The following is a 23356-nucleotide window of genomic DNA, read 5'->3' on the forward strand; positions in this document are numbered from 1 at the left end:
CGCCATCTTGCCGACGTTTTACGCAAGCTTCACTAATCCCGAACCCCGGTCCGGCTCCTGACGGAGCCGCCCGTCGTCAGGAAGTGAAGATGGTCCGCGTCCCCCGCTCGCTCCCGGTCGGAGCTCTCGCCCTGCTCGCCTCCGGGCTGGTTACCGGCCTCGTCGGAGGTGTGCTCGGCGGGACCTGCCTGGTCGCGACCGCGGCCCACGCCCAGGACGCGGCGGCGGCCCCGGACGCGGGGGGCGGCGACGCGGCCCCGTCGCGGCGCGGGCGGCGGCACGGCCGCGAGCGGAGCAAGCGCGCCGAGAAGAAGACCGCGACCCCGCCGGGGATGCAGCAGGCCACCCCGGTGGCGATCTTCGGCGACTGGAACGTGTTCGTGAACGGCGACGGCCGCAACAAGCTCTGCTACGCGATCGCGCAGCCGCAGACGCGCTCGCCCAAGACCCTGAAGCGCGACACCGCCTACCTGTTCGTGAGCGTGCGCAAGGGCGAGAACATCCAGAACGAGGTGGCGGTGATGCTGGGCTTCCCGTCGAAGCCCGCGGCCTCCCAGGTCAAGCCCGGCTCCGCGGCCGCGCCGACCGACCCGAGCCTCAACCTCGGCGCCAGCCGCTACGGCCTCGTGGTCAAGGACGGCAATGCCTGGCTGCAGAACCCCGCCGAGGAGGCGCGGGTCGTCTCCGAGATGAGCGCCCGCAACCCGAAGATCATCATCAAGGCCACGTCGATGCGCGGGAACCCGACGAGCGACGAGTACGCGCTCGGCGGATTCGCGGAGGCCATGAAGCGCACCCGGGACGAGTGCAGCAAGTAGCGGGCGGGTCAGGCCCGCCGCAGCGCGGGCCGGTGCGACCGGTCGGGGGACCGGGCGCTCATGCGCGCGCGGGCCGCGCGGGCGGCCTGCTCGGCCGTGCGGAACACGGCGCCGTCGAGCCCGTCGAAGTCGCGCGCGGACGAGAAGAACCGGACGCCGCGCCCCTCGGGGACGGCGATCCCGGCGGTGACCTCACCGATCTCGATCACCCGGGCGGGTTCGCTCGGGCCGAGGGCCGGGTCCGCGAGGTCGGGACGGTCTTCGGGTTTGTACTCTGCGAGGCTGTGCATCGGATCGGGAACTCCCTGGGCCGGCCGGTCGCCGTGCCGGATCGCGTTGGCTGCTGCGGAGGATCGACGGGGCTCAGCGTCGACAGCGCCGGCGGGCGGCGGGGCAGCAGGGGGCGATCGGGAGCGGGTATCGAAGGGACGATGTGCGAGTGACCATCGGACGTCCTCCAGACTGAAGGACCGCGCGGCACGGGGCCGGCGCAGTGCTTTAGCGTTTGATCACGCGGCGCAAGCTACGCTTCTCAAAGGACCGCGGCCTGTCCTGTCGCGCACCCGAAGTGCGCGGCCGGGCTGGCACCCCTGAAGATGGGCGCGGCACGGCGCACCGTCAACGGAACGGACTTCCGATTTCGAGGGCCGGCCTGGCAGGAAGCCGGTCCCGGGCGCGCGTCCGGGAGGCGGATCGTTCAGGCCGCGGCGATCACCGCGGCGAGGTCGGAGAAGTCCGAGAAGATCCGGGCCGCGCCGGCCTCCGCGAGCCCGGCGCCCGCCGGGTCGTGACCCCAGTGGCCGCCGCCGGTGAAGCCCGCGACCCGCATGCCGGCGCTCCGGGCCGCCGTGACCCCGGGAACGCTGTCCTCGATCACGAGGCAGGCCGCCGGAGCGACGCCCATCCGCTCGGCGGCGAACAGGAACAGGTCGGGGAAGGGCTTGCCCCGCGCCACCTGCGCCGAGGAGAAGACGCGGTCGCCGAACAGGGGGAGCAGCCCGGTCAGCGTCAGGGAGTGGCGCAGCCGCACCGGGTCGCTGCTCGACGCGACGCAGACCGGCAGGCCCACGGCGGCGACCGCCTCGGCGACGCCGCGCATCGCCCGCAGCTCCGCGTCGAACAGCGCCAGGGTCTCGGCCTTCACCGCCTCGACGAAGCCGGCCGGGGCGGTGACGCCGTAGTCGCTCGCGATATGCGCCATGATCGAGGGCATCGCGGTGCCGGTGAAGCGCGCCCGCACGGTGGCGAAGTCGATGTCCACGCCGATCCGGTTGAGCCCGGCCGTCAGGCAGGCGAGGCTCAGGGGCTCGCTGTCCACGAGGACGCCGTCGCAATCGAAGATCACGAGGCCGAGATTCGTCGCGCGCGCGTCCAAGGTCGACCGTTCCCGCACGGCCCGCCGCCGCCGGGCGACCCTGTGGCACGGGCCCGAGGGCCCCGCAACCGCGCGGATCGACGCTCGCCCCGGGCACTGACCGGGCGCTTGCACCTTGCGGCGCGGCCCCATACTCCCGGGGCGGGCGCGCCGATCCGGCACCCACGGCCCGTAAGGCAAGGCTCAGAAGGCCCCGCGATGTTCCGCTTCCTGGCCCGCGTCCTGGGCTTCCTGCTGATGGCCGGCGGCTTCGTCGCGCTGGTCTACGACGGCGCCCGCTCCATCGCCAACAACGGGCTGCGGGTGACGCCGCTCTCCGACGTGATCGCCACCCTGTTCAAGGACAAGGCCAGCGCCCTGCAGGGCAGCGTGGAGGGGGCGGCGCCCTGGCTCTGGCACATCCTGGGCCTGCCGCTCACCCTGGCGCCGGCCTCCCTGATCGGCCTCGGCCTCGGCGCGGTCCTGCTCTGGCTCGGCCAGCCGGGCCGCGAGCCGATCGGGTTCCTGACGAAGCCCTGATCCGACGAAGCCCTGATCCTCCGGGCGGCCTAGCGGGCCGCGAGCTTGGCCTCGGCCTCGGCCAGGGCGGCCTTCAGCCGCTCGATCTCGGCGGTCAGCGCGTAGTGCTCGCTGACGTCGAGCTGCGAGGCGAAGAAGTAGACCACCCGTCCCGCCTCGTCCCGCACCGGGCCGACGTAGAGGGCGTTCTGGAAGGTCGAGCCGTCCCTGCGGTAGTTGAGGAGGTCGACCCGGATGTCCTCCTCCCGCCGGACGGCCGCGCGGAGGCGGTCGACGGCCGCCGCCTCGGTGTCGGGCCCCTGCAGGAAGCGGCAATTGCGGCCGACCACCTCCATCCGGGTGTAGCCGGTCAGCTTCAGGAAGGCGTCGTTCACAAAGACGATCGGGTTATCGTGCTGGGCCGGATCGGTGATGATCATCGGCATCCGGGTCGCCCGCACGGCGGCCGCGAAGGGATCGCCCCGGTGCGCCTCCGCCTTGAGGTCGTCCGGCACGTGGCTCGTGGCGGTCCCGCCCGTCTCCATCCGGATCAGCCCCTCACAGCGCCGCGCAGGGCGGCCGTCCGACCCGCGTCGTCGGGGCACCAAGCCGGAATTTGCCCGCGCGGTCCAGTCTCTCGCGGCGCGGTTCACGGAGGGCGGGCGCCGAACGTCGTCCGGCGGTCCCCGCCTCCCCATATCGGGCGGCGCCCGAGACCGGGAGGCGGGCCGCTGGCGCACCGCTTCGCGGGGGCCTGCCACCAGCAGGCCCCGGCCAAGAAGCTGGCCAAGAAGCTGGCCAAGAACCGGGCCAAGAACCCGGTCGAGAACCCGGCCGGCTGTTGCGACCCGGCGGGAACCGGCGGCGCCGCCCGAGCCTCACGGGCTCCGGCTGTCGGGCCGCGTCTGCGGGCCCGGCACCGGGGCGCCGGCGGCGCCGCCCCGCAGGGGCGGCGTGCTGTTCGGGCTGCGCAGCACGATCAGGACGCTGCCGAGGACCGAGAGGGCGAGGGCGGTCGCGAGGAGGATGAAGAGCCAGCGGGGCATCCGGGGCGGTTAGCACATCGGAGCCGGCGCGCCGAGCGGCCCGGCCGGTGACGGGCCGAACCAGCGGCCCACCGCCTCCCGCAGGCCGTCGAGGGCCGTTGCCGCGCCCGTCCAGGCGATGCAGCCGTCGGGGCGGACCAGCGTCGAGGGCCCGTCCGGAACCGCCACGCAGGTCACCCGGCCCGTCGCCGCGGCGACCATCCGGGAGGCCGCGCCGTCGGCGCTGCCGTCGACGAGGAGGCCCCGGCCGTCCTGCATCGCGCCGTAGAGCGTCGCGCCGCCGGCGCCGAGCGGCCCGTCGCCGGCCATCCGGCCGACCGCGTCCTCGGCCGAGCCGAGATCGTACCGGGCGCTCAGGCCGCGCATCAGGCCGCCGAGGATCCGGCTGACCTCGTCGCTCTCCAGGAGCCGCGCCATCAGGTCGCGCAGCGCGCCCGATTGCGGATCGGGCCGCAGGATCGCCGCCTGGGCGCGGGTGTTGGCCGTGACGGCCTCGGCCACCGGGCGCCGCTCGGCCGTGTAGGTGTCGAGCAGGGTCTCGGGCATCTCCCCGCGCAGCACGGCGGCGAGCTTCCAGCCGAGATTGGCGGCGTCGCCCAGGCCGAGGCTCAGGCCCTGGCCGCCGAAGGGCGCGTGGACATGCGCCGCGTCGCCGGCGAGCAGCACGCGGCCCCGGCGGTAGGTGTCGACGAGGCGCGTGTTGTCGCCCCACCGGTTCGCGACCGCGATCCGGGCGACGCGGACGTCCGTGCCGCTGACCCGGCGCAGCGCGGTCTCGATCTCGTCGCGCGTGACGGGCGCCTGCCGGTCGGCCGGCGGGCCGCTGAAATCCAGCATGAACAGGCGGCGCGGGAACGGCCCGTGGCCGTAGACGCCCCCCGGCCCGCGGTGCCAGCCGACCGGCAGCGTGCCGGCGGGATCGTCGAGATCGGCGATCGCCTGGTACATGGTGAGCGTCGGCGGCGTGCCGGGGAAGGCGAAGCCGGCCATCTTGCGGACCGCGCTGCGGCCGCCGTCGCAGCCGACGAGATAGGCGCAGCGGACGCGCGCGTCGCCCGTCGGCGCGGTCCAGGCCACCTCGACCCCGTCGGCCGCCTCTGTGAAGCCCGTGAGAGTGCAGCCGCGGCGGAGGTCGATCCCGAGCGCCGCGGCGCGGTCGAGCAGCATGGCTTCGAGGCTCTGCTGATCGACCGCGCGCATGCGCCGGTCCGGCTCCGCCTGCGGGCCGCGGCGGATGAACAGGAAGCCGAAATGGCCGCTGAACTGCGCCCCGCGCGGGCCGCCGCCGACCTGACCCGGCAGGCGGTCCATCGCTGCGAGGCTCCGCGCCTCGGCGGCCTCGATCGCCGCGCCCATCCCCCGCCGCTGCAGCGCCTCGACGCCCAGGGGGCCGAGCCCCAGCGCCTTGATGGTGGTGCTCGGCTCGGTGAGGCGCTCCAGCACCCGGACGCGCGCGCCCCCGAGGGTCAGCTCGATGGCGGTGAGGAGCCCGACCGGCCCGGCTCCAACCACGACGACGTCGACAGGCTCATCCATCGACTTAATCCATTTTTATACTCAGTCCATGAATGGATGTGGTATGAGGCGGGGCATGTCAACGCCTCCCAATCGCCGGTCCCGCAAGCGCCTCGCCACCCGGCAAGCCATCTCCGACGCCGCCACGCGGCTGTTCCTGGAGCGCGGCTTCGACGCTGTGACGGTGGATGAGATCGCGGCGGCTGCCGATGTCGGCCGGATGACCGTGTTCAACCATTTCCCCCGCAAGGAGGACATGTTCTACGACCGCGACGAGGAGGGGCGCGCACTCCTGCGCGAGACCCTGCGGCAGCGCGATCCCCGGGTCGCGCCGGTCGAGACGCTCCGCCAGCTGGCGCACCGGCTGGTGACGGGCCGGAACCCGGTCGTGGAATTCTCGGCGCGCAGCGGCGCCTTCGTCGCGACGGCGGCCGGGAGCGAGACGCTCAAGGCCCGGGCCCGGGCGATCCGGGACGAACTCGCGGGCGTGGTGCGGGTCGCGCTCGCCGAATCCGTCGGGCGCGGGCCGGAGGATCCCGACGCCGACCTGGCGGCCGGCCTGCTGCTGGCGACCTGGAGCGTGGCCTTCCTCCGGGCGCACCGGACCTTCCGGGCGACGCGGCGGACGGAGGCGGCGAATGCCGCCTTCCTGGCGGTCATCGACCGGGGGACGGCCGGCCTCGCGGCGGCGCTGGCCGGCACGCCCTACGCGGAGGCGGCCGCGCCCGGAGCGGCGACCATCCCCGGGGTCCCGGCCTACGGTGCCTTCAGCACCGCCCGGCAGGCGGCGGGCAGCGCCGCCATGGTCATGGCGGGCTTGGCCTTCGGCGGCGTCTTCGGGGGCTTCGGGTGGAGCACCGCGTCCGAGAACCAGTAGCTGAGGTCGTCGCAGCCGTCGCCCGGCGGCGGCGCGCCCTGGGGCTGGCAATCCTCCTGGCCGGCCGGGCAGGAAAGCCGGATATGGTAGTGGTAATTGTGCCCGTACATCGGGCGGACCTTGGACATCCAGCGGCTGCCCGCGGCGTCGCGGCAGAGGGCCTTCTTGATCGCCGCGTTGACGAAGATGCGCTCCACCTCCGGCTGCTCGGCGGTGATCTTGATCAGCTGCAGGTGCGTGGGCGTCCAGACCTGGGGATCGATGTCGAGGCGGTCGCGGCGGACCATGTCGGTGGCCGAGGTCTCCTCGCGCTCCGCCCGGCTCATGCGGTGGTCGGGCATCGGCGTCAGCCAGACGTCGGCGTCGATGCCGATCTGGTGCGAGGCGTGGCCGGTGATCATCGGGCCGCCCCGGGGCTGGGCCATGTCGCCCACGAGGAGGCCGGGCCAGCCGACCCGGGCGGCCTTCTGCGACAGCCGCTCGATGAAGTCGACGAGGTAGGGCGTGCCCCACATCCGGTTGCGGGACGGGCGCATGACCTGCCAGTTCGGCCCGTCGAGCGGCAGCGCCTCGCCGCCGGCGAAGCAGCCCTTGGCGTAGAAGCCGTAGATGTGGGCCGGACCGGAGGACGCCTTGGTGACCCGCCCGAACAGCGCCTTGGCGGGCGTCGAGGGCGCGTCCGGATGCTCCAGGGGCGGCAGCGGCTTCGGATTGACGCTGCCGCGATCCTGGGCCTGCGCGGCGGCGGGCAGGAGCAGGGCGGCGAGCGCGAGGCTCTGGGCGAAACGCGGCATCGGCATGCGGGGGCTGTTCGTCCGGCTGGAGAGGGCGGGCGCGGGCGCCCGCCGGAACGTGGCCCAGGGGCGGGGCGTTTTTCGGGCAGACGGCGCGCGTCGCGCGGAAACGGTCGGGAGGCGGCGATGACGGCCACGGGAACGGGAACGGACACCGGTCAGCCCGGCACGGCGAACCCGGCCGGCCGGGAGCCCCGCCGCCTGATCGCCAGCGACCGGGTCATCGGGACGGATGTCCGTCGGCCCGACGGGACACGGGTCGGACGGATCGAGCGGCTGATGCTCGACAAGGTCTCGGGCCGGGTCGCCTACGCGGTGATGAGCTTCGGCGGGTTCCTGGGCCTCGGCGAGGACTTCTACACGCTGCCCTGGTCGGTGCTGCGGTTCGAGCCGCAGCAGGACGCCTACGTGGTCGACATCACCGAGGCGCAGCTGCGCGCCGCCCCGGCCCGCACACCCGAGGGCACCGATCCGGCCGCGGACGGCGCCTGGGAGGAGCAGATCCACCGCTACTACGACGCGGCGCCCTACTGGGGCATCTAGGCGGCGCCGCGACCGTCTGCGGGTCTCAGCGGACGTGGCGCGTGACCGGCCCGCACCAGCCGGGCAGGTAGTCGGCGTCCTTGGACTTGGCCAGCGACATCGCCCGCTCCAGGGCCGAGGAGAAGTCGTTCTCGATCCGCTTCTCCTTGATGTTCCGCCGCAGGAAGTCGGCCCAGAGGAACTCGCTGAACGGCGTCGTGTCCTTCGCGAAGCCGCCGGCCCGGCGCAGCTCGCCGGCGAGGCTGCGATAGGGGTCGTCCACCAGGGCGTCGACGGATTTCGGGATGTCGTCGAAGTGCTGGCGCACGCCGTCGGCGTCGTAGGGGTGGGTCCAGGATTTGTGGTCGCAGACCGTCCAGAACGCGTCCTTGTCGAGGTAGTGCAGGTCGGCCACCACGGTGACGAGCACGTTCTCGACGCCCTCCTCGTGCAGGGCGCGGGAGAGGTGGTGGTGATCGATGATGTAGTGGCGCTTCTTCGGCCCGAGCAGCGTCGGGATCATGTGGGCGCCGAGGAATTCCTTCTTCTTCTCGCCGTCGTACTCCCGCCAGCGCCGCCGCTTCTCCGCCACTTCCCGGTAGCCCACGGTCATCTGCGTCGGGCGCAGCTCCGCGATCGGGATGGTCTTGAGCAGCGGCTCTCTACTGGCCATGGGGTCTCCTTCGTGCGTGGATTTGTCACGCGATCGTCAGACACCTATTCAGGATCGGGAGAGCGGCCAGGGCGTGCGGCGCTCACGTTTCCGGCATCGCGCGGACGGCCTCCAGCACGAACACGCGGATCGCCGAGGACAGGTTCTGGCCGTCGCGGCCGGCGTCGATGTGCCCGATGAGGGCCTGGACCGACTGGCCCCGCGCCTCCGCGATCGCCCGCAGGGCCGCCCAGAACGGGTCCTCCAGGGACACGCTGGTCCGGTGGCCGGCGATCATCACGGAGCGCTTGGTGATGCCCGGGCTCATGGCGAGGCGGCTGCGCGTCCCGTCCTCGCGCGCGGAGCGAAGCGATCCAGGGCAGCGCGACCCTGGTCGGCGTGGCGCGACTGGATCGCTTCGCTCCGCTCGCGAGGACGATGGGGCTGCTGCATCCGGATTTGCTCTCAGTCCGCCGGATCGGGCTCGCCCCGCTCCAGGCGGTGGCCCTCGTGCCGCTCGGTCTCCAGGGCCTTGCGGCGCTGCTGGAGGGTCCTGGCCTTCTTCGGCTGCCCGAAGGCGATCCGGTTGGCCTCGGCCTTCGTGTCGGCCTCGGCGCGGGCCTTCGCCTTGCGGACCTGACGCAGGTTGATGATCTCGGCCATGGATCGCCTCCCGGCAATGGCGGCCGGCGCAGGACACCCGCGCCGGCCAAATACCCAAGAAACTAATCGGCGCTGGGGGCCAGCATGGTCTCCGGCCGGACCACGCGCTCGAACTCCGCCTCGGTCACGTAGCCGAGGCGCAGCGCCTCCTCCTTGAGGGTCGTGCCGTTCTTGTGCGCGGTCTTGGCGATCTCGGCGGCCTTGTCGTAGCCGATCGAGGGGGCGAGCGCGGTGACCAGCATGAGCGACCGGCTCATCAGGTCGGCGATCTTGTCCTCGTTGGCCTTGATGCCGACGACGCAATTGTCGGTGAAGCTCACCGCCGCGTCGGCGAGCAGGCGGATCGACTGCAGCACAGCGTTGGCGATCACCGGCTTGAACACGTTGAGCTCGAAATTGCCCTGGGAGCCGGCGAAGCTCACCGTGGTGCCGTTGCCGATCACCTGGGCGCAGACCATCGTCAGGGCCTCGCACTGGGTCGGGTTGACCTTGCCGGGCATGATCGACGAGCCGGGCTCGTTCTCGGGGAGCGACAGCTCGCCGAGGCCGGAGCGCGGGCCCGAGCCGAGGAAGCGGATATCCTGGGCGATCTTGAACAGGCCGGCGGCGAGCGCCGAGAGGGCGCCCTGCGTGAACACCAGGGCGTCGTGGGTCGCGAGCGCCTCGAACTTGTTCTCGGCCGACGTGAAGGGCAGGCCGGTCAGCTCGGCGACCTTGGCGGCGAAGCGCTCGGCGAATTCCGGATGGGCGTTGAGGCCGGTGCCGACCGCCGTGCCGCCCTGGGCGAGCGCCAGCACCCCCGGCAGGGTCGCGGCGACCCGCGAGCCGCCGAGGGCGACCTGCGCGACGTAGCCGGAGAATTCCTGGCCGAGGGAGACCGGCGTCGCGTCCTGCAGGTGGGTGCGCCCGATCTTGACGATCGCGTCGAACGCCTTGGCCTTGGCGTCGAGGGCGGCGTGGAGGTGGGAGAGTGCCGGCAGCAGGCGGCCCTGGATCTCGCGGGCCACCGCGATGTGCATGGCCGTGGGGAAGGTGTCGTTGGAGGACTGGCCGCGGTTGCAATGGTCGTTCGGGTGGACCGGCGACTTGCCGCCGCGCTGGCCGCCCAGGCGCTCGTTGGCGAGGCTGGCGATCACCTCGTTGGCGTTCATGTTCGACTGGGTGCCCGAGCCGGTCTGGTAGATGACGAGCGGGAACTCGTCGTCGTAGCGGCCCTCAACGACCTCGGCGGCCGAGGCCGCGATGGCGTCGGCGAGCTTCGGGTCGAGGGCGCCGAGATCCTTGTTCACCAGGGCGGCGGCCTGCTTCACGACGCCGAGGGCGTGGACGAGCGGCGCCGGCATCCGGTCGGTGCCGATCTTGAAGTTCTGGATCGAGCGCTGCGTCTGCGCGCCCCAGTAGCGATGCGCCGGGACCTCGATCGGACCGAAGGTATCGGACTCGGTGCGGGTGGCGGTCTCGGTGGGCGACATCGTGGCCTCTACGTCTGGTGCAGTGCGGTGCCTACTTAAATGAGGCGCGGGTGAATCGCGATGCCGGTTTTCCCCGGCGCGCCGACAAGGGCGGGGCTCTGTTCCCGCCGGACAAGGAGCCGATGAGCGCCACGATCGATCTCTCCGAACCGATGGCCGGCACCCGGTTCCGCCCCGTCGTGCCGCCGCCGCTGAAGGAGCCGCTCGGCTTGTTCGAGTTCCTGCGGGCGGCGCGCAAGAACCCGATCACCACCTGGATGGACGCGCATTTCAAGCTGCCGGTCGTGGCGGCCGAGGGCGCGATGGGCCGGATCACCCTGGTGAGCGACCCGGCGCTGATCCGCTACCTGCTCATCGAGAACCCCGACGGCTACCGCAAGGACGACCTCCAGCGCCGCGTGCTGGCCCCGGGGCTCGGCAACGGCCTGCTCAGCGCCGAGGGCGACGAGTGGCGGCTCCAGCGCCGGACGCTGGCGCCGATCTTCAACGCCCGCACGGTCCAGGGCTTCTCCGACGCGATGAACGCCGCCGGGGCGCGGCTCGGCCGCCGCCTCGTCCGCCGCGACGGCAAGCGGGTCGACGTCGCCCTGGAGATGACCCGCGTCACCCTCGACGTGCTGGAGCGGACGATCTTCACGCAAGGGCTGCCGAGCGATCCCGACGCGCTGGGCCGCGCGATCACGCGCTTCCTCGAGGCCGTCGGGCCGATCGACCCCCTCGACGTGTTCGGCGTGCCCGATTTCGTGCCGCGGATCGGCCGGTTGCGGGCGCGCCCGGCGGGGCGCTTCTTCGCCGAGGTGGTCGACGAACTGATCGCCCGGCGCAAGGCGCTGATGGGGCGGGGCGAGGCGCCGCGGGACCTGCTGACGCTCCTGCTCGCCGCGCAGGATCCCGAGACCGGCAACGGGCTCTCGGACCTCGCCGTGAAGGCCAACATCGTCACCTTCATCGCCGCCGGCCACGAGACCACGGCCAATTCCCTGACCTGGGCGCTCTACTGCCTGTCGCAGGATCCCGCCGCGCAGGCGCGGGTCGAGGCCGAGGTCGACGCGGCCGGGCCGGGGGATTTCGCCGTCGAGCGCCTGCCCTTCACCCGGGCGGTGATCGAGGAGGCGATGCGGCTGTTCCCGCCGGTCCCGTTCCTCAGCCGGCAGGCGGTCCGCGACGACCGGCTCGGCCGGATCAAGGTGCCGCGGGGCTCGCTGGTGATGGTGGCGCCCTGGGTGCTCCACCGCCACCAGCTGCTCTGGGACGACCCGGAGGCCTTCGTGCCGGAGCGGTTCCTGCCCGAGAACCGGGACGCGATCCCGCGCTTCGCCTACCTGCCGTTCGGGGCGGGGCCGCGGGTCTGCATCGGCCAGAGCTTCTCGATCCAGGAGGCGGTGATCGTGCTGGCCCACGTGGTCCGGGCGGTGCGCTTCCGGCTGCCGGCGGATCACCCGCCGGTCACGCCGCTCCACCGGGTGACGCTCCGGCCGGAGCACGGCTTGCGGATGGAGGCCGAGCGGCGGGCGTGAGCGGGTTGACGGGTTCCCCGTGCGTTCTCACATTGCCGGAACGGGTCAGCAGAGTCGCGCTGGCTGAGATCGGGCACGAACCGCGATGGTCGACACCGTTGCTCCCGTGACGCTGGATTATGCCGAGCAGGTCGCCCGCGTCCTGCGCTCCAATGCGGAGACGGAAAAGTTCGTGGCCGAGCAGCGGAAGCTGATCGACGAGCAGACCAAGCTTCAGGCCGAGGCGGCGAAGCTGCACGCCGAGACGCTCAAGCTCGGTCGAGACCGTGTCCTGGCCCCGCTCTCCATCGGTTTCGCCGGCATGGCAGCCGCGGCCGCATTCTTCGGCGCGGGCGCCGCGTTCGTCAAACTTCTGAGCCCCTGACCGTCGATCTGAAGCACGACCGGCGCTGGCGCGGTCCGAAATGCCTGCCGCGACTGTGTGAAGCTCCCTGGGCGATCGTCTGGGCGACGTTCGGTCGAGGCCGGCTATGGAGCACGCCCCCGAGCTTCGATTTGAGCGCGCTCCCATCGCCTCGCCTCGCCGCGCCTGAGCCTGACGGATCTCGCAGCTGAAGGTCGTGACCGAGTCGGCCAGGTGCGATCTCAGCTCTTCTTGCGGAAGGCGTCCAGGCTCACGACCTCGGCGCTGCCCTCCTCGCTCTCCTTCTTGGCGGCGGGGCGGGGGGCCTTGTCGTCGGTCTTGCCGGCGTCCTTCTCGCCCGGGGCGGCGGGCGCGGGAAGACCCTTCGGCGCGCCCGCGCCGATCGTCGCGAGACCGGCGCTCTTGGGCCGCACCTCGCCGGGTTCCGAGCCGGCGCCGCGGGGACCGGGCTTGGCCGGGGCGGCGTTGGCCTCCTCGGGGGTCTCGCCGGCCTCGCTGAGGTCGAACTTCAGGCCGAACTGCACGGAGGGGTCGAAGAAGCCCGACAGGGCGTCGAACGGCACCAGCAGGCGCTCCGGCACACCCGAGAAGGACAGGCCGACCTCGAAGGCGTGCTCGGTGACGTTGAGGTCCCAGAACTGGTGCTGCAGGACGATCGTCATGTCCTGCGGGTACTTCTCGCGCAGGGCCTGCGACATCCGCACGCCGGGGGCCTCCGTCCGGAACGAGACGTAGAAATGGTGCTCGCCCATCAGCCCCTCGCGGGCCGCGTCGGTCAGGACCTTGCGCACCACGCCGCGCAGGGCGTCCTGTACCAGGAGGTCGTAGCGGATCAGGTCGTCTGCCATCTGCGGTCGCGCTCTCGCCCGGTCTGCCCGGCGCCCCGCCGCGGATGGCCGGACCGAGGACTGAAGTGGAGGCTTCTGTTGCCAGGCGCCTCCGAACCCCGCCTATGCGGAGCTACCCGCTAGGACTTCAGGTCGATATTGGGGACCGCTTACGCGGCCACCGCCACCGGAGCAAAGTTGTCGTTGGCAACTATTGCAAAGGCCCGATAACGGCGGAACCATGCCGAGCGAAAGCTCAACCTTTACGCCCTCGTCGATCCTATTTCGCCCCCGCCGAAGCCCCGGTTCCGATCACGCCCCTTGCGGCAGCATGTCCTGGGCTCGGGTGGAGGCGCCGGGTACCGCCCCCGGGTCCGATAGGTTTATTGCGAAGAACGTTTATCGCCATAGCCGGCCTCGCGACCGGCTCCCGAGATATAGAGGGGATCGGTCCGGTTTTGAAGCCCGATCGTGTCGCGCCGCCGCCTCATTTGGAGCCTCCGGGGGAGGCTGTTGCCGGAAGTGCGCAGTCGCGCGCCGCCGTCCCCGGTGCGCGGGGCCCGCTCGAGCGCGCCTGGGGCGCGACGTGGCGGCTCGGCGCCTTGGTCGCCCTCGTGGTCGTCTATCTCGGCGCGGCGAGCCTCCTGTCCCTCGCCACGGTGCGCGTCGGCTTCGACCTCTGGAGCGGGATCGACCCGTTCCTGCCCCCCGAGCGGCGCCCGTTCCTGGGCGCGGTGGAACTCGCCCACCGGGCCTTCGCGATCGACGCCCTGCGCCAGGTCTACCTCGCCGCCCTGGTGCTCGGCGGCGCGTGGTGGCACGACCGGGCCGGTTGGCGCCGCCGCCTCGCCCTCGACCGCGAGCGGCCGAACGGCATGCGGCCGGTCGCGCTGCTGGGCCTCCTGCTGGTCTGGCCGGTGCTGCACATCGCCTGGGTCACCGGCACGGCGGAGCTGTTCGGCGCGAGCTTCGGCCAGCACGTGCGGCTGTCGCCGTTCATGAGCCAGGCGGCGGTCGCGGCCTGGCTCGCCTATCTGGCGATCCTGGCGCCGGTGGCCGAGGAACTGCTGCTGCGCGGCGAGGCCTTCGCCCGCGCCCGGGCGGCCGTCGGACCCGCGGGGGCGATCCTGGTCACCGCGCTCATCTTCGCCGCCGCCCACATCTCGTCCTGGGGGCTCGCCCGGCCGGTCTCGCTGCTGCCCCTCGCCCTGGCGCTGGGCTGGCTGCGCTGGCGCACCGGCCGGCTCTGGCCCGGCATCGCCCTGCACGGCTGGTCGAACCTCGCCCTGGTGACCTACCTGCTCTGGCCGGTCTGAGGGCTGGTCTGAGGGCCTGTCCGAGGCCGGCCTGGCCGACAGGGCGCCGCGCGCAGGCCTGCGCCGGAGCGGCTCCCGCGCGACGGCGGTGGACATATGGCGGCGGCGCGCTTGCCGGCCGGCGCGCCGGCGCGCAGGAATGGGCGATGGACGCTTATCACGACCTGCTCCGGCGGATCCTCGACGCGGGCGTCGCCAAGGACGACCGCACCGGCACCGGCACGCTCTCGGTGTTCGGCCACCAGATGCGCTTCGACCTGTCGGCGGGCTTCCCGCTGGTCACCACGAAGCGGCTGCACCTGCGCTCGATCATCCACGAGCTGCTCTGGTTCCTGGCGGGCGACACCAACGTGGCGGCGCTGAAGGCGAACGGCGTGACGATCTGGGACGAGTGGGCGGACGAGCGCGGCGATCTCGGCCCGGTCTACGGCAAGCAGTGGCGCTCCTGGGAGAAGCCCGGCGGCGGCACGGTCGACCAGATCGCCGGGGTGCTCGACGAGATCCGGCGCAACCCCGATTCCCGCCGCCTGATCGTGTCGGCCTGGAACCCGGCCGACCTCGACCGGATGGCCCTCGCGCCCTGCCACTGCCTGTTCCAGTTCTACGTCAGCGAGGGGCGGCTCTCCTGCCAGCTCTACCAGCGCTCGGCGGACGCCTTCCTGGGCGTGCCGTTCAACATCGCGAGCTACGCCCTCCTGACCCACATGATCGCCCAGGTGGCCGGCCTCGGGGTCGGCGACTTCGTCCACACCTTCGGCGACGCGCACCTCTACAGGAACCACCTGGAGCAGACCCGCACCCTCCTGGCCCGGGAGCCGCGCCCGCTGCCGCACCTGCGGCTCAACCCGGAGGTGCGCGACCTCTTCGCCTTCCGGTTCGAGGACATCGCCATCGAGAACTACGACCCGCATCCCGCCATCGCGGCCCCGGTGGCGGTATGAGCCCGATCGTTTCCCTGGTCGCCGCCGTCGCCCGCAACGGCGTGATCGGCCGCGACAACGGGCTCGCCTGGCACCTCTCCAGCGATCTCAAGCGCTTCAAGGCCCTGACCATGGGCAAGCCGATGCTGATGGGCCGGCGCACCTGGGATTCGATCGGCCGGCCCCTGCCGGGGCGCCGCACCCTGGTGCTGACCCGGGACACGGGCTTCCGCGCCGAGGGGGTCGAGACCGTCCACGACTGGGACTCCGCGCTGGCCGCCGCCGGGGCGGAGCTGATGGTGGTCGGCGGCGCCGAGATCTACGCGCTCGCGCTCCCGCACGCCGACCGGCTCCACCTCACCGAGGTCGAGGCCGAGCCCGCCGGCGACGTGCGATTCCCCGCCTTCGACCGTGCCCGCTTCCGGGAGACGTTCCGCGAGGCGCACCCGGCGGGCCCGCGGGACGAGCACGCCTTCGCCTTCGTCGACTGGGAGCGCGCACGCTGAGGCGCGCCGCCGCATTTGCGTTCCGCGCCGCGCATGCCCACCTGCCAGCCTTGACAGCACGGGGCGTGCGCCCGCAGGTGCCTGTCGGGTGCGCGCGCTCACGCCGGGCCTGCACATCCTGCGGGAAGATGCGCGTGCGGGCCCTCGAGGCCTCCAGCCGGGAGCGGTCGCGGTGCGATCGGTCCGGATGGTCGGGACTAGGCGGGCGAGCGCGGCCGTTCAGGCAGGGGGGCGCCGGTCGGGACGTGGGCCGGGCGCGGACAGGCAGGAGACGACGGCTAGGATGCCTTGGAGCAATCAGAGCGGCGGCGGGGGGCCCTGGGGCCGGCCCGGCGGTAACGGCGGTGGTCCCTGGGGTGGCGGCAGCGGCGGCGGCGGTGGCAAGACGCCGCCGAACCTCGAGGACCTGCTCCGGCGCGGGCAGGACCGCCTGCGCGGTCTGATCCCGGGCGGCGGTGGCGGTTCGGGCGGCGGTTACGGCGGCGGCTCGACCGGCGTCGGCGGCGGCCGCAGCGCGGCGGTGATCGCCGTCCTGGCCGTCGCCATCTGGCTCGCGACCGGCTTCTACACCGTCTACCCCCGTCAGGTCGGCATCGAGACCATCTTCGGCCGCTACGTCGGCACCAAGGGCGAGGGCCTGCGCTACAACTTCCCCTATCCGATCGGCGGGGTGGTGAAGCCGGATGTCGGCTCCCAGAACTCGATCCAGATCGGCTTCCGCGCCGGCCCGAACGGGCAGGGCCGCAACCGCGACGTGCCGGACGAGAGCCTGATGCTCACCGGCGACGAGAACATCGTCGATCTCGACTTCGAGGTGCAGTGGCGGGTCAACCCGCTGAAGGCCTCCGACTTCGTGTTCAACCTCCAGAATCCGGAGGGCACCATCAAGGCGATCTCCGAGAGCGCGATGCGCGAGGTGATCGGCCGCCGCAACATCCAGGCGATCCTCACCAACGAGCAGTCGAGCATCGCCCAGGAGGTGAAGGAGATGGTCCAGAAGGCGCTCGACGAGTACGGCGCCGGCGTGCGCATCGAGGTGGTGCAGCTCGTCTCGGTCAACCCGCCGCCGGAAGTGCGCCCCGCCTTCATCGACGTGAACGCGGCCCAGCAGGACGCCGACACGGCGCAGAACGAGGCCAAGACCTACGCCAGCCGCGAGGTGCCGCAGGCCCGCGGTAAGGCGTCCCAGATCGTCCAGCAGGCCGAGGCCTACCGGACGAAGGCGACCGCCGACGCCACCGGCCAGGCCGCGCGCTTCAGCGAGGTCTACGCCTCCTACAAGGCCGCCCCGGCGATCAGCCGCGAGCGGATCTTCCTGGAGACGATGGAGAAGGTCCTGGGCTCCGTGAACAAGGTGATCATCGACCAGAACGGGACGCAGCCCGGCGGTGCCACCGCGGCCGGCGTGCTGCCGGTGCTGCCGCTCTCCGAGTTCGGCGCCCGCGCCCAGACCCAGACGGGAGCTGCCCGATGAAACAGGCTCTCCGCACCGGCCTGATCGTGGTCGCGGCCATCGTCGCGATCGGCCTCTACGCCTCGATCTTCACCGTCGGCCAGATGCAGCAGGCGCTCGTCCTGCAGTTCGGCCGCGTCCGGGCCGTCCTCAACGCCACCGGCGAGGACAAGCCCGGCCTGTACTTCAAGATCCCGTTCATGGAGAACGTGGTCGTCTTCGACAAGCGCGTGCTCGACCTCGACCTGCCGGTCCAGACGGTGCTCACCGCCGACCGACAGAACCTGGAGGTGGACGCCTTCGCCCGCTACCGGATCGTCGATCCGCTGCGCTTCTACCAAGCGGTGGGCAATATCGGGCTGGCCAACCAGCGGCTCGCGAGCTTCACCAATTCCGGCCTGCGCAACGTGCTCGCCCGCTCGACCCGCGACGCGATCGTGAAGACCGATCGCGGGCAGCTGATGCACCAGATCCAGGAGGACGTGAACCGGCAGGCCAAGGCGCTCGGCATCGAGATCGTCGACCTGCGCATGACCCGCGTCGACCTGCCCGCGCAGAACTCGGCCGCCGTCTACCGGCGGATGAAGACCGAGCGCGAGCGCGAGGCCGCCGACATCCGCGCCAACGGTGACCAGATCGCCGCCACGATCCGCGCCAAGGCCGACCGCGAGGTCACGGTCATCCTGGCCGAGGCGACGCAGAAATCCGAGCAGCTGCGTGGACAGGGTGACGCGGACAAGAACCGCATCCTCGCGGACGCGTTCGGGAAGGACGCGGATTTCTTCAGCTTCTACCGCTCGATGCAGGCCTACGAGAGCGGGCTGAAGGGATCCGATACCCGCCTGGTGATCAGCCCGAACACGGACTTCTTCCGCTTCTTCAGCGATCCGCAGGGCCGGGCACCCGCCCCGGCCGCCCGCGGGCCGCGCGGGCCGGCCGATCCGAGCGCCACCACGGGCTCGACGACCGGCTCCACGGCGGGGACGGCGCGCTGAGGGGGCCCGTTGGCGCCCCGGCGCCCGGGGATTACCGTGCAGGACAACCCGCGGGCGATCGGCCATCGGTCGAGGCCCGCGGGACCGGAAACGCGTTCTTGAAGAGGTCGACCATGCACCCCGTCGCGAGCGCCCCCGAGGCGCCGTTCGACCGCGCCCCGGCGCGGCCCCGCTCCCGCGCCCGCGCGGTGATGGCCTCGATCCTGATCGGCGCCTCGGTCACCGTCTCCGTGGCCGCGGCCGCCCTGCCGGTGCCGGCCTTCGCCAAGGGGCCGGCCTCCCTCGCCGATCTCGCCGAGCAGGTCACCGACGCGGTGGTGAACATCTCCGCGTCCACCACCGTCGAGGCCCGCGCCGGCCGTGCCGGGCCGCAGGTGCCCCCGGGCACCCCGTTCGAGGACCTGTTCGAGGAGTTCTTCAACCGGCGCGGCGGCCGCGGCGGCGGTGGCGGCGGCGGTGACGGCGACGGGCCGCGTCAGCAGCGCAAGTCGAACTCCCTCGGCTCCGGCTTCATCATCGATTCCGCCGGCCTCGTGGTGACGAACAACCACGTCATCGGCGACGCCAACGACATCCAGGTCATCCTGCACGACGGCACGAAGCTGAAGGCCGAGATCGTCGGCAAGGATTCGAAGATCGACCTCGCGGTCCTGCGGGTGAAGCCCCCGGCCGACCGCACGCTGAAGGCCGTGCCGTTCGGCGATTCCGACAAGATGCGGCCCGGCGACTGGGTCATCGCCATCGGCAACCCGTTCGGGCTCGGCGGCTCGGTCTCGGCCGGCATCGTCTCGGCGCGGGGCCGGAACATCGAGTCCGGACCCTACGACAACTACATCCAGACCGACGCGGCCATCAACAAGGGCAATTCCGGCGGCCCGCTGTTCAACATGGACGGCGAGGTGATCGGCATCAACACGGCGATCCTGTCGCCGACCGGCGGCTCGGTGGGCATCGGCTTCGCGGTCCCGTCGGGCACGGCCAAGCCCGTGATCGACCAGCTCCGCGACTTCGGCGAGGTCCGCCGCGGCTGGCTCGGCGTGCGCATCCAGAACGTCGACGACACCACCGCCGAGGCGCTCAACCTCAAGGGCGGCGCGCGGGGCGCCCTGGTGGCCGGCGTCGACGAGAAGGGACCGGCCAAGACCGCCGGGATCGAGGTCGGCGACGTGATCCTGAAGTTCAACGGCGCGCCGGTGAAGGCCTCGGGCGACCTGCCGCGCATCGTCGCCTCGACCCCGGTCGGCCAGAAGGTCGACGTGGTCGTCATGCGCAAGGGCGAGGAGGTGACGAAGCCCGTCACCCTCGGCCGCCTGGAGGACGGCGACAAGCCGCAGCTCGCCAACCTGCGCCAGCCGGAGCCCGAGAGCGCGACCCGGCAGGCGCTGGGCCTCAACCTCTCCGGCATGACCGACGAGCTGCGCAAGAAGTACTCCATCAAGGACACCGTGAAGGGCGTGGTCGTCACCCGGGTCGACCCGAACTCGACCGCCGCCGACAAGCGGATCCAGCCCGGCGAGGTGATCGTCGAGGTCGGCCAGGAGTCGGTCAGCACCCCCGCGGAGGTGACCAAGCGGATCGACGCCCTCAAGAAGGACGGGCGCAAGTCGGTGCTGCTGCTGGTGGCGGGCGCCACCGGCGACGTGCGCTTCGTGGCCGTCGGCCTCGACTGAGCGGCCTCATCGCGTCGCCGAGGGCCGTCGCTCCGCGGGGGGCGGCGGCCCTCGCGCGTTCAGGGGTCCCACATTGACGCTGCGCCGCGGCACGGCACACTGGGGCCGCGAGTCGGTGCGGCTCGGGCGAGTTCGGACCCATGACGGCCGTTGCGTTCGACACCCTGAAATTCGCCCGCGCCCTGCGGGAGAAGGCGAAGCTGTCGCCCGAGCAGGCGGAAGGCCTGGCCGACGCGCTGGTGGACGTCTTCGACGGGAATCTTGCAACCAAAGCCGACATTCGCGACGTGCAGGCCGAACTGCAGATCGTCCGCGGCGATATCGAAGCCCTCAAGATACAGACCCGCGGCGACATCGAGGCACTGCGACTCACGACCCAGGCGGATATCGAGGGGCTTCGCATCTCGACCAAGGCGGATTCTGACAGTATTCGTCAGTCGACCAAGTCGGATATCGAAGCCCTCCGCCTATCCACAAAAGCCGACATCGACAGTCTGCGCCTTGAGACCAAGGCCGACATCGAGGCCGTGAAGGGCGCGATCGCCTCCGCGAAGGTCGAGACGGTGCGCTGGCTCGTCGGCGCGATCGGCTTTCAGACGCTCGCCGTGCTCGGCGCGGTCATCACCCTGACCCGCACCCTCCACTGAGCCTCACCCCACGAACTCCGCCGCCGCGTAGCCCTGCAGGTACAGGAGCGCGGTGAGGTCGCCGTGCTCGACCCGGACCCGCGCCGCGGCCGCGACCGCGGGCTTGGCCCGGAACGCCACCCCGAGGCCGGCCTCGCCCAGCATGTCGAGGTCGTTGGCGCCGTCGCCGACCGCGAGGATCTCGGCGGCGCCGAGGCCCAGCTGCCCGCGCAGCGCGATCAGCGTCGCGCGTTTCTCGGCCTTCCCGACGATCGGGTCCTCCACCAGGCCGGTGAGCCGCCCGTCCGCCACGCCCAGCACGTTGGACCGGTGCTCGTCGAAGCCGATCATCGCGGCGATCGGGCCGGTGAACAGGGTGAAGCCCCCGGAGACCAGGCAGGTATGGGCGCCGTGCGCCCGCATCGTCCGCACCAGCGTGCCGCCGCCCGGGGTCAGGGTCAGGTGCTCGGCGATCAGCCCGTCGACCGCGCCGACCGGGATGTCCTTCAGGAGCGCGACGCGCTCGCGCAGGGCCGGCTCGAAGGCGATCTCGCCCCGCATCGCCCGCTCGGTGATCGCCGCCACGTGGTCCTTGAGGCCGAGCGTCCCGGCGAGCTCGTCGATGCATTCCTGCTCGATCATGGTGGAATCCATGTCGGCCAGGAACAGGCGCTTGCGCCTGTGCGCGTCGGCGGGCAGCACCGCGAGGTCGATCGGCTCGCCGGCCAGCGCCGTGCGCAGCCTGTCGGTGAGGGACGCGGCGGCCGCGGGCTCGCCCGGCACCAGCAGCTCGGCCGCCACCTCGCCGTGCAGGATCCGGGGCTGGTGCTCCGTCCGCAGCACGGCGCGCGTCTCGGCCAGCACCGCGTCGGTGATGGACGGCCGATCCGGGTTTGCTATCAGGACCGCGACCAGCATCGTGGAGTTTCGCCTTGCCGCCAGACCGGGGGGAAGCCGGGGGGCGCCCGGCCGCGGTCCTCATCGCAGGGCCCACCGCGTCGGGCAAGTCGGCGCTGGCCGCCCGGCTGGCGGAGCGTCACGGCGGCGTGGTGATCAACACCGATTCCATGCAGGTCTACGCGGACCTGCGCCGCCTGACCGCCCGGCCCGACCCGGACGAGGAGGCGCGGGTCCCTCACCGGCTCTACGGCCACGTCGACGGCGCCGTGAACTACTCCGCGGGGCACTTCTCGCGGGACGCGGCGGCGCTGCTGGCGACGCTCGGCGGGCGCCTGCCGGTCTTCGTCGGCGGCACCGGCCTGTATTTCCGGGCGCTGGAGCAGGGGTTTTCGGAATTGCCGCCGGTGCCCGACGTCGTGCGGCGGCAGGTGCGGGACGCGGCCGAGGGCCGCCCGACCGAGGCGCTGCACGCCGAACTCGGCCGGCACGACCCCGAGGGGGCCGCCCGCCTGCGGCCGAGCGACCGGATGCGGGTGATGCGCGCCCTGGAGATTTTTCTCGCGACGGGCCGGCCGATCGCCAGCTTCTACGGCGACCCGGTGCCCGGGCCGCTCGCCGGCCGGAACCTCCAGAGAATCTTCCTGGCACCCGACCGGGCGGTGCTGCGGGCCCGGATCGACGCCCGCTTCCGGACCATGATCGCCAAGGGGGCGCTGGACGAGGTCGCCCGCCTGCGCGCGCGCGATCTCGACCCGATGCTGCCGGTGATGCGCGCCCACGGGGTGCCGGGCCTGATCGCCCACCTCGACGGCGCGATGAGCCTCGAAGCGGCGATCGTCCGGGGGCAGGCGGACACGCGCGCCTACGCCAAGCGCCAGGTCACGTGGTTCCGCCACCAGATGGGGGAGGCGTGGCGCTGGGTGGATCCGGAATCCGCGGGGGTCGAGGCGCTGTTCTGAGGCGAGCGTCCGACCCGCCGGGGGAGACCGGCGCGCGGCGCCGCGATCCAGGCGGCCCCCTCTCGCGCGTGAGAGGGAGCCTGTCGCGTCTTGCCCGGTCCTCGGCTCCGGGCGAAGGCCGGAGCCCTCAGCGCTCCAGCCGCGCCACGAGGCTCGACGTGTCCCAGCGGTTGCCGCCCATGGCCTGCACCTCGGCGTAGAACTGGTCGACGAGGGCCGAGACCGGCAGCTTGGCGCCGTTGCGGCGGGCCTCGTCCAGCAGGATGCCGAGATCCTTGCGCATCCAGTCGACCGCGAAGCCGAAGTCGAACTTGCCCGCGTTCATGGTCTTGCCGCGGTTCTCCATCTGCCAGGAGCCGGCGGCGCCCTTGGAGATCACGTCGAGCACCGCCTCGACGTCGAGGCCGGCGCGCTTGGCGAAGTGGACGCCCTCCGACAGGCCCTGGACGAGGCCGGCGATGCAGATCTGGTTGACCATCTTGGTGAGCTGGCCGGCGCCGGCCGGGCCCATCAGCCGGCAGGCGCGGGCGAAGGACCCGATCGCGCCCTCGACCTTGGCGTAGGTCGCCGCGTCGCCGCCGCACATCACGGTGAGCACGCCGTTCTCGGCGCCCGCCTGGCCGCCGGAGACCGGCGCGTCGATGAAGCCGAGCCCCTTGGCCTCGGCCGCCGCGGCGAGCTCCCGGGCGACCTCGGCGGAGGCCGTGGTGTGATCGACGAACACCGCGCCGGGCTTCATGCCGGCGAGCGCCCCGTCGTCGCCCAGCACGACGCTGCGCAGGTCGTCGTCGTTGCCCACGCAGGCGAACACGATCTCGGCGCCCTCGGCGGCCTGCCGGGGCGTGGGCGCGTGGGCGCCGCCGTAGGTCTTCACCCAGGCCTCGGCCTTCGGGGTGGTGCGGTTGTAGACGGTGACGTCGTGGCCACCCTTCTTGGCGAGGTGTCCGGCCATCGGGCCGCCCATCACGCCGAGACCCAGGAATGCGACCTTCGCCATTGTCGTGCGCTCCTCGCGGGCCCGACCGCGCCGGCGCCCTTCCATCTCCGACGGCGGGCGGCGACGGAGCTCGG

At 72.4% G+C, this 23356-nt stretch carries 25 protein-coding genes, 1 other RNA gene and 2 pseudogenes; 14 read left to right on the plus strand and 14 right to left on the minus strand.

Annotated elements, in window-relative coordinates; translation table 11 throughout:
- The first annotated feature begins 89 nt into the window (after positions 1-89).
- Entirely contained in the window at positions 90-818 is a 729-nt protein-coding gene (locus tag BMY19_RS21755) for a hypothetical protein (protein ID WP_056524404.1), read from the plus strand.
- Between the two features lie 8 nt (positions 819-826).
- On the opposite strand, the gene BMY19_RS21760 is transcribed toward BMY19_RS21755, so the two are convergent.
- Positions 827-1108: a hypothetical protein gene (locus tag BMY19_RS21760; protein ID WP_042673333.1), complete on the minus strand. Its 282-nt coding sequence runs from the start codon at positions 1106-1108 to the stop codon at positions 827-829.
- A gap of 407 nt (positions 1109-1515) precedes the next feature.
- On the minus strand, positions 1516-2193 hold the full coding sequence (locus tag BMY19_RS21765; protein WP_042673332.1) for an HAD family hydrolase: 678 nt from the start codon (positions 2191-2193) through the stop codon (positions 1516-1518).
- A 198-nt stretch (positions 2194-2391) separates the two neighbouring features.
- Here BMY19_RS21765 and BMY19_RS21770 point away from each other — a divergent pair, with 198 nt between their 5' ends.
- A complete protein-coding gene (locus tag BMY19_RS21770) occupies positions 2392-2712 on the plus strand; it encodes a hypothetical protein (RefSeq protein ID WP_020091308.1) in 321 nt (106 codons plus the stop codon).
- A gap of 41 nt (positions 2713-2753) precedes the next feature.
- On the opposite strand, the pseudogene BMY19_RS21775 reads toward BMY19_RS21770, so the two are convergent.
- The 3 genes and pseudogenes from BMY19_RS21775 to BMY19_RS21780 all read right to left on the minus strand — a co-directional run.
- Positions 2754-3236, minus strand: a pseudogene (locus tag BMY19_RS21775) (PAS domain-containing protein); the annotation flags it as partial.
- A 333-nt stretch (positions 3237-3569) separates the two neighbouring features.
- Positions 3570-3737, minus strand: coding sequence for a hypothetical protein (locus BMY19_RS30995; protein ID WP_170863015.1), 168 nt, complete (start codon positions 3735-3737; stop codon positions 3570-3572).
- A 9-nt stretch (positions 3738-3746) separates the two neighbouring features.
- Entirely contained in the window at positions 3747-5273 is a 1527-nt protein-coding gene (locus BMY19_RS21780; RefSeq protein WP_100252908.1) for an FAD-dependent monooxygenase, read from the minus strand.
- Positions 5274-5328: 55 nt separating this feature from the next.
- Between BMY19_RS21780 and BMY19_RS21785 the strand changes: the two are divergent.
- A pseudogene (locus tag BMY19_RS21785) lies at positions 5329-5964 on the plus strand (helix-turn-helix domain-containing protein); the annotation flags it as partial.
- Positions 5965-6008: 44 nt separating this feature from the next.
- Here BMY19_RS21785 and mepA read toward each other — a convergent pair.
- Entirely contained in the window at positions 6009-6929 is a 921-nt protein-coding gene (gene mepA / locus BMY19_RS21790) for a penicillin-insensitive murein endopeptidase (protein WP_020091303.1), read from the minus strand.
- Positions 6930-7049: 120 nt separating this feature from the next.
- On the opposite strand from mepA, the gene BMY19_RS21795 reads away from it, so the two are divergent.
- A complete protein-coding gene (locus BMY19_RS21795; RefSeq protein WP_020091302.1) occupies positions 7050-7466 on the plus strand; it encodes a PRC-barrel domain-containing protein in 417 nt (138 codons plus the stop codon).
- A 25-nt stretch (positions 7467-7491) separates the two neighbouring features.
- Here BMY19_RS21795 and BMY19_RS21800 read toward each other — a convergent pair whose 3' ends face one another.
- From BMY19_RS21800 to fumC, 4 genes are all read right to left on the minus strand, one after another.
- A complete protein-coding gene (locus BMY19_RS21800; protein WP_020091301.1) occupies positions 7492-8118 on the minus strand; it encodes a ParB-like protein in 627 nt (208 codons plus the stop codon).
- An 82-nt stretch (positions 8119-8200) separates the two neighbouring features.
- The gene (locus BMY19_RS21805; protein WP_020091300.1) at positions 8201-8425 is read right to left on the minus strand and encodes a ribbon-helix-helix domain-containing protein; all 225 of its coding nucleotides are present in this window, start codon (positions 8423-8425) and stop codon (positions 8201-8203) included.
- 137 nt (positions 8426-8562) lie between these two features.
- Positions 8563-8760, minus strand: a complete 198-nt coding sequence (locus tag BMY19_RS21810; protein ID WP_042672647.1) for a DUF4169 family protein — start codon at positions 8758-8760, stop codon at positions 8563-8565.
- 62 nt (positions 8761-8822) lie between these two features.
- Complete coding sequence (gene fumC, locus BMY19_RS21815) at positions 8823-10232, minus strand: class II fumarate hydratase (protein ID WP_020091298.1); 1410 nt, start codon at positions 10230-10232, stop codon at positions 8823-8825.
- A 122-nt stretch (positions 10233-10354) separates the two neighbouring features.
- Between fumC and BMY19_RS21820 the strand changes: the two genes are divergently transcribed.
- Entirely contained in the window at positions 10355-11749 is a 1395-nt protein-coding gene (locus BMY19_RS21820) for a cytochrome P450 (protein WP_100252935.1), read from the plus strand.
- 85 nt (positions 11750-11834) lie between these two features.
- Entirely contained in the window at positions 11835-12113 is a 279-nt protein-coding gene (locus tag BMY19_RS21825; RefSeq protein ID WP_056524376.1) for a hypothetical protein, read from the plus strand.
- 221 nt (positions 12114-12334) lie between these two features.
- Here the strand turns inward: BMY19_RS21825 and BMY19_RS21830 are convergent, their stop codons facing one another.
- Both BMY19_RS21830 and ssrA read right to left on the minus strand, forming a co-directional pair.
- Complete coding sequence (locus tag BMY19_RS21830) at positions 12335-12961, minus strand: SspB family protein (protein WP_100252909.1); 627 nt, start codon at positions 12959-12961, stop codon at positions 12335-12337.
- A gap of 64 nt (positions 12962-13025) precedes the next feature.
- Positions 13026-13407: a transfer-messenger RNA gene (gene ssrA / locus BMY19_RS21835) on the minus strand.
- A gap of 135 nt (positions 13408-13542) precedes the next feature.
- Here ssrA and BMY19_RS21840 point away from each other — a divergent pair.
- From BMY19_RS21840 to BMY19_RS21870, 7 genes are all read left to right on the plus strand, one after another.
- Positions 13543-14256 carry a CPBP family intramembrane glutamic endopeptidase gene (locus BMY19_RS21840; RefSeq protein WP_244534974.1) on the plus strand — a complete coding sequence of 238 codons (714 nt, stop codon included), beginning with the start codon at positions 13543-13545 and terminating at the stop codon, positions 14254-14256.
- 146 nt (positions 14257-14402) lie between these two features.
- On the plus strand, positions 14403-15197 hold the full coding sequence (locus tag BMY19_RS21845; RefSeq protein WP_100252911.1) for a thymidylate synthase: 795 nt from the start codon (positions 14403-14405) through the stop codon (positions 15195-15197).
- Complete coding sequence (locus BMY19_RS21850) at positions 15194-15682, plus strand: dihydrofolate reductase (protein ID WP_020091291.1); 489 nt, start codon at positions 15194-15196, stop codon at positions 15680-15682. The genes BMY19_RS21845 and BMY19_RS21850 overlap by 4 nt, the downstream gene beginning before the upstream one ends.
- Positions 15683-15965: 283 nt before the next feature.
- On the plus strand, positions 15966-17156 hold the full coding sequence (gene hflK, locus BMY19_RS21855; RefSeq protein WP_091927880.1) for an FtsH protease activity modulator HflK: 1191 nt from the start codon (positions 15966-15968) through the stop codon (positions 17154-17156).
- Complete coding sequence (locus BMY19_RS21860; protein ID WP_020091289.1) at positions 17153-18130, plus strand: protease modulator HflC; 978 nt, start codon at positions 17153-17155, stop codon at positions 18128-18130. The genes hflK and BMY19_RS21860 overlap by 4 nt, the downstream gene beginning before the upstream one ends.
- Before the next feature lie 113 nt (positions 18131-18243).
- Positions 18244-19800: a DegQ family serine endoprotease gene (locus tag BMY19_RS21865; protein ID WP_100252912.1), complete on the plus strand. Its 1557-nt coding sequence runs from the start codon at positions 18244-18246 to the stop codon at positions 19798-19800.
- A 140-nt stretch (positions 19801-19940) separates the two neighbouring features.
- Complete coding sequence (locus BMY19_RS21870; RefSeq protein WP_100252913.1) at positions 19941-20447, plus strand: CCDC90 family protein; 507 nt, start codon at positions 19941-19943, stop codon at positions 20445-20447.
- A gap of 3 nt (positions 20448-20450) precedes the next feature.
- On the opposite strand, the gene serB is transcribed toward BMY19_RS21870, so the two are convergent.
- The gene (gene serB, locus BMY19_RS21875; protein WP_100252914.1) at positions 20451-21344 is read right to left on the minus strand and encodes a phosphoserine phosphatase SerB; all 894 of its coding nucleotides are present in this window, start codon (positions 21342-21344) and stop codon (positions 20451-20453) included.
- Positions 21345-21358: 14 nt separating this feature from the next.
- Here serB and miaA point away from each other — a divergent pair, with 14 nt between their 5' ends.
- Positions 21359-22285 (plus strand): tRNA (adenosine(37)-N6)-dimethylallyltransferase MiaA, encoded by a 927-nt coding sequence (gene miaA / locus BMY19_RS21880; RefSeq protein ID WP_100252915.1) that lies wholly within the window; start codon positions 21359-21361, stop codon positions 22283-22285.
- Between the two features lie 127 nt (positions 22286-22412).
- On the opposite strand, the gene BMY19_RS21885 is transcribed toward miaA, so the two are convergent.
- A complete protein-coding gene (locus BMY19_RS21885) occupies positions 22413-23282 on the minus strand; it encodes an NAD(P)-dependent oxidoreductase (protein ID WP_020091284.1) in 870 nt (289 codons plus the stop codon).
- Positions 23283-23356 lie beyond the last annotated feature (74 nt).

Source organism: Methylobacterium sp. UNC300MFChir4.1, from assembly GCF_900110155.1.
GTDB lineage: Bacteria > Pseudomonadota > Alphaproteobacteria > Rhizobiales > Beijerinckiaceae > Methylobacterium.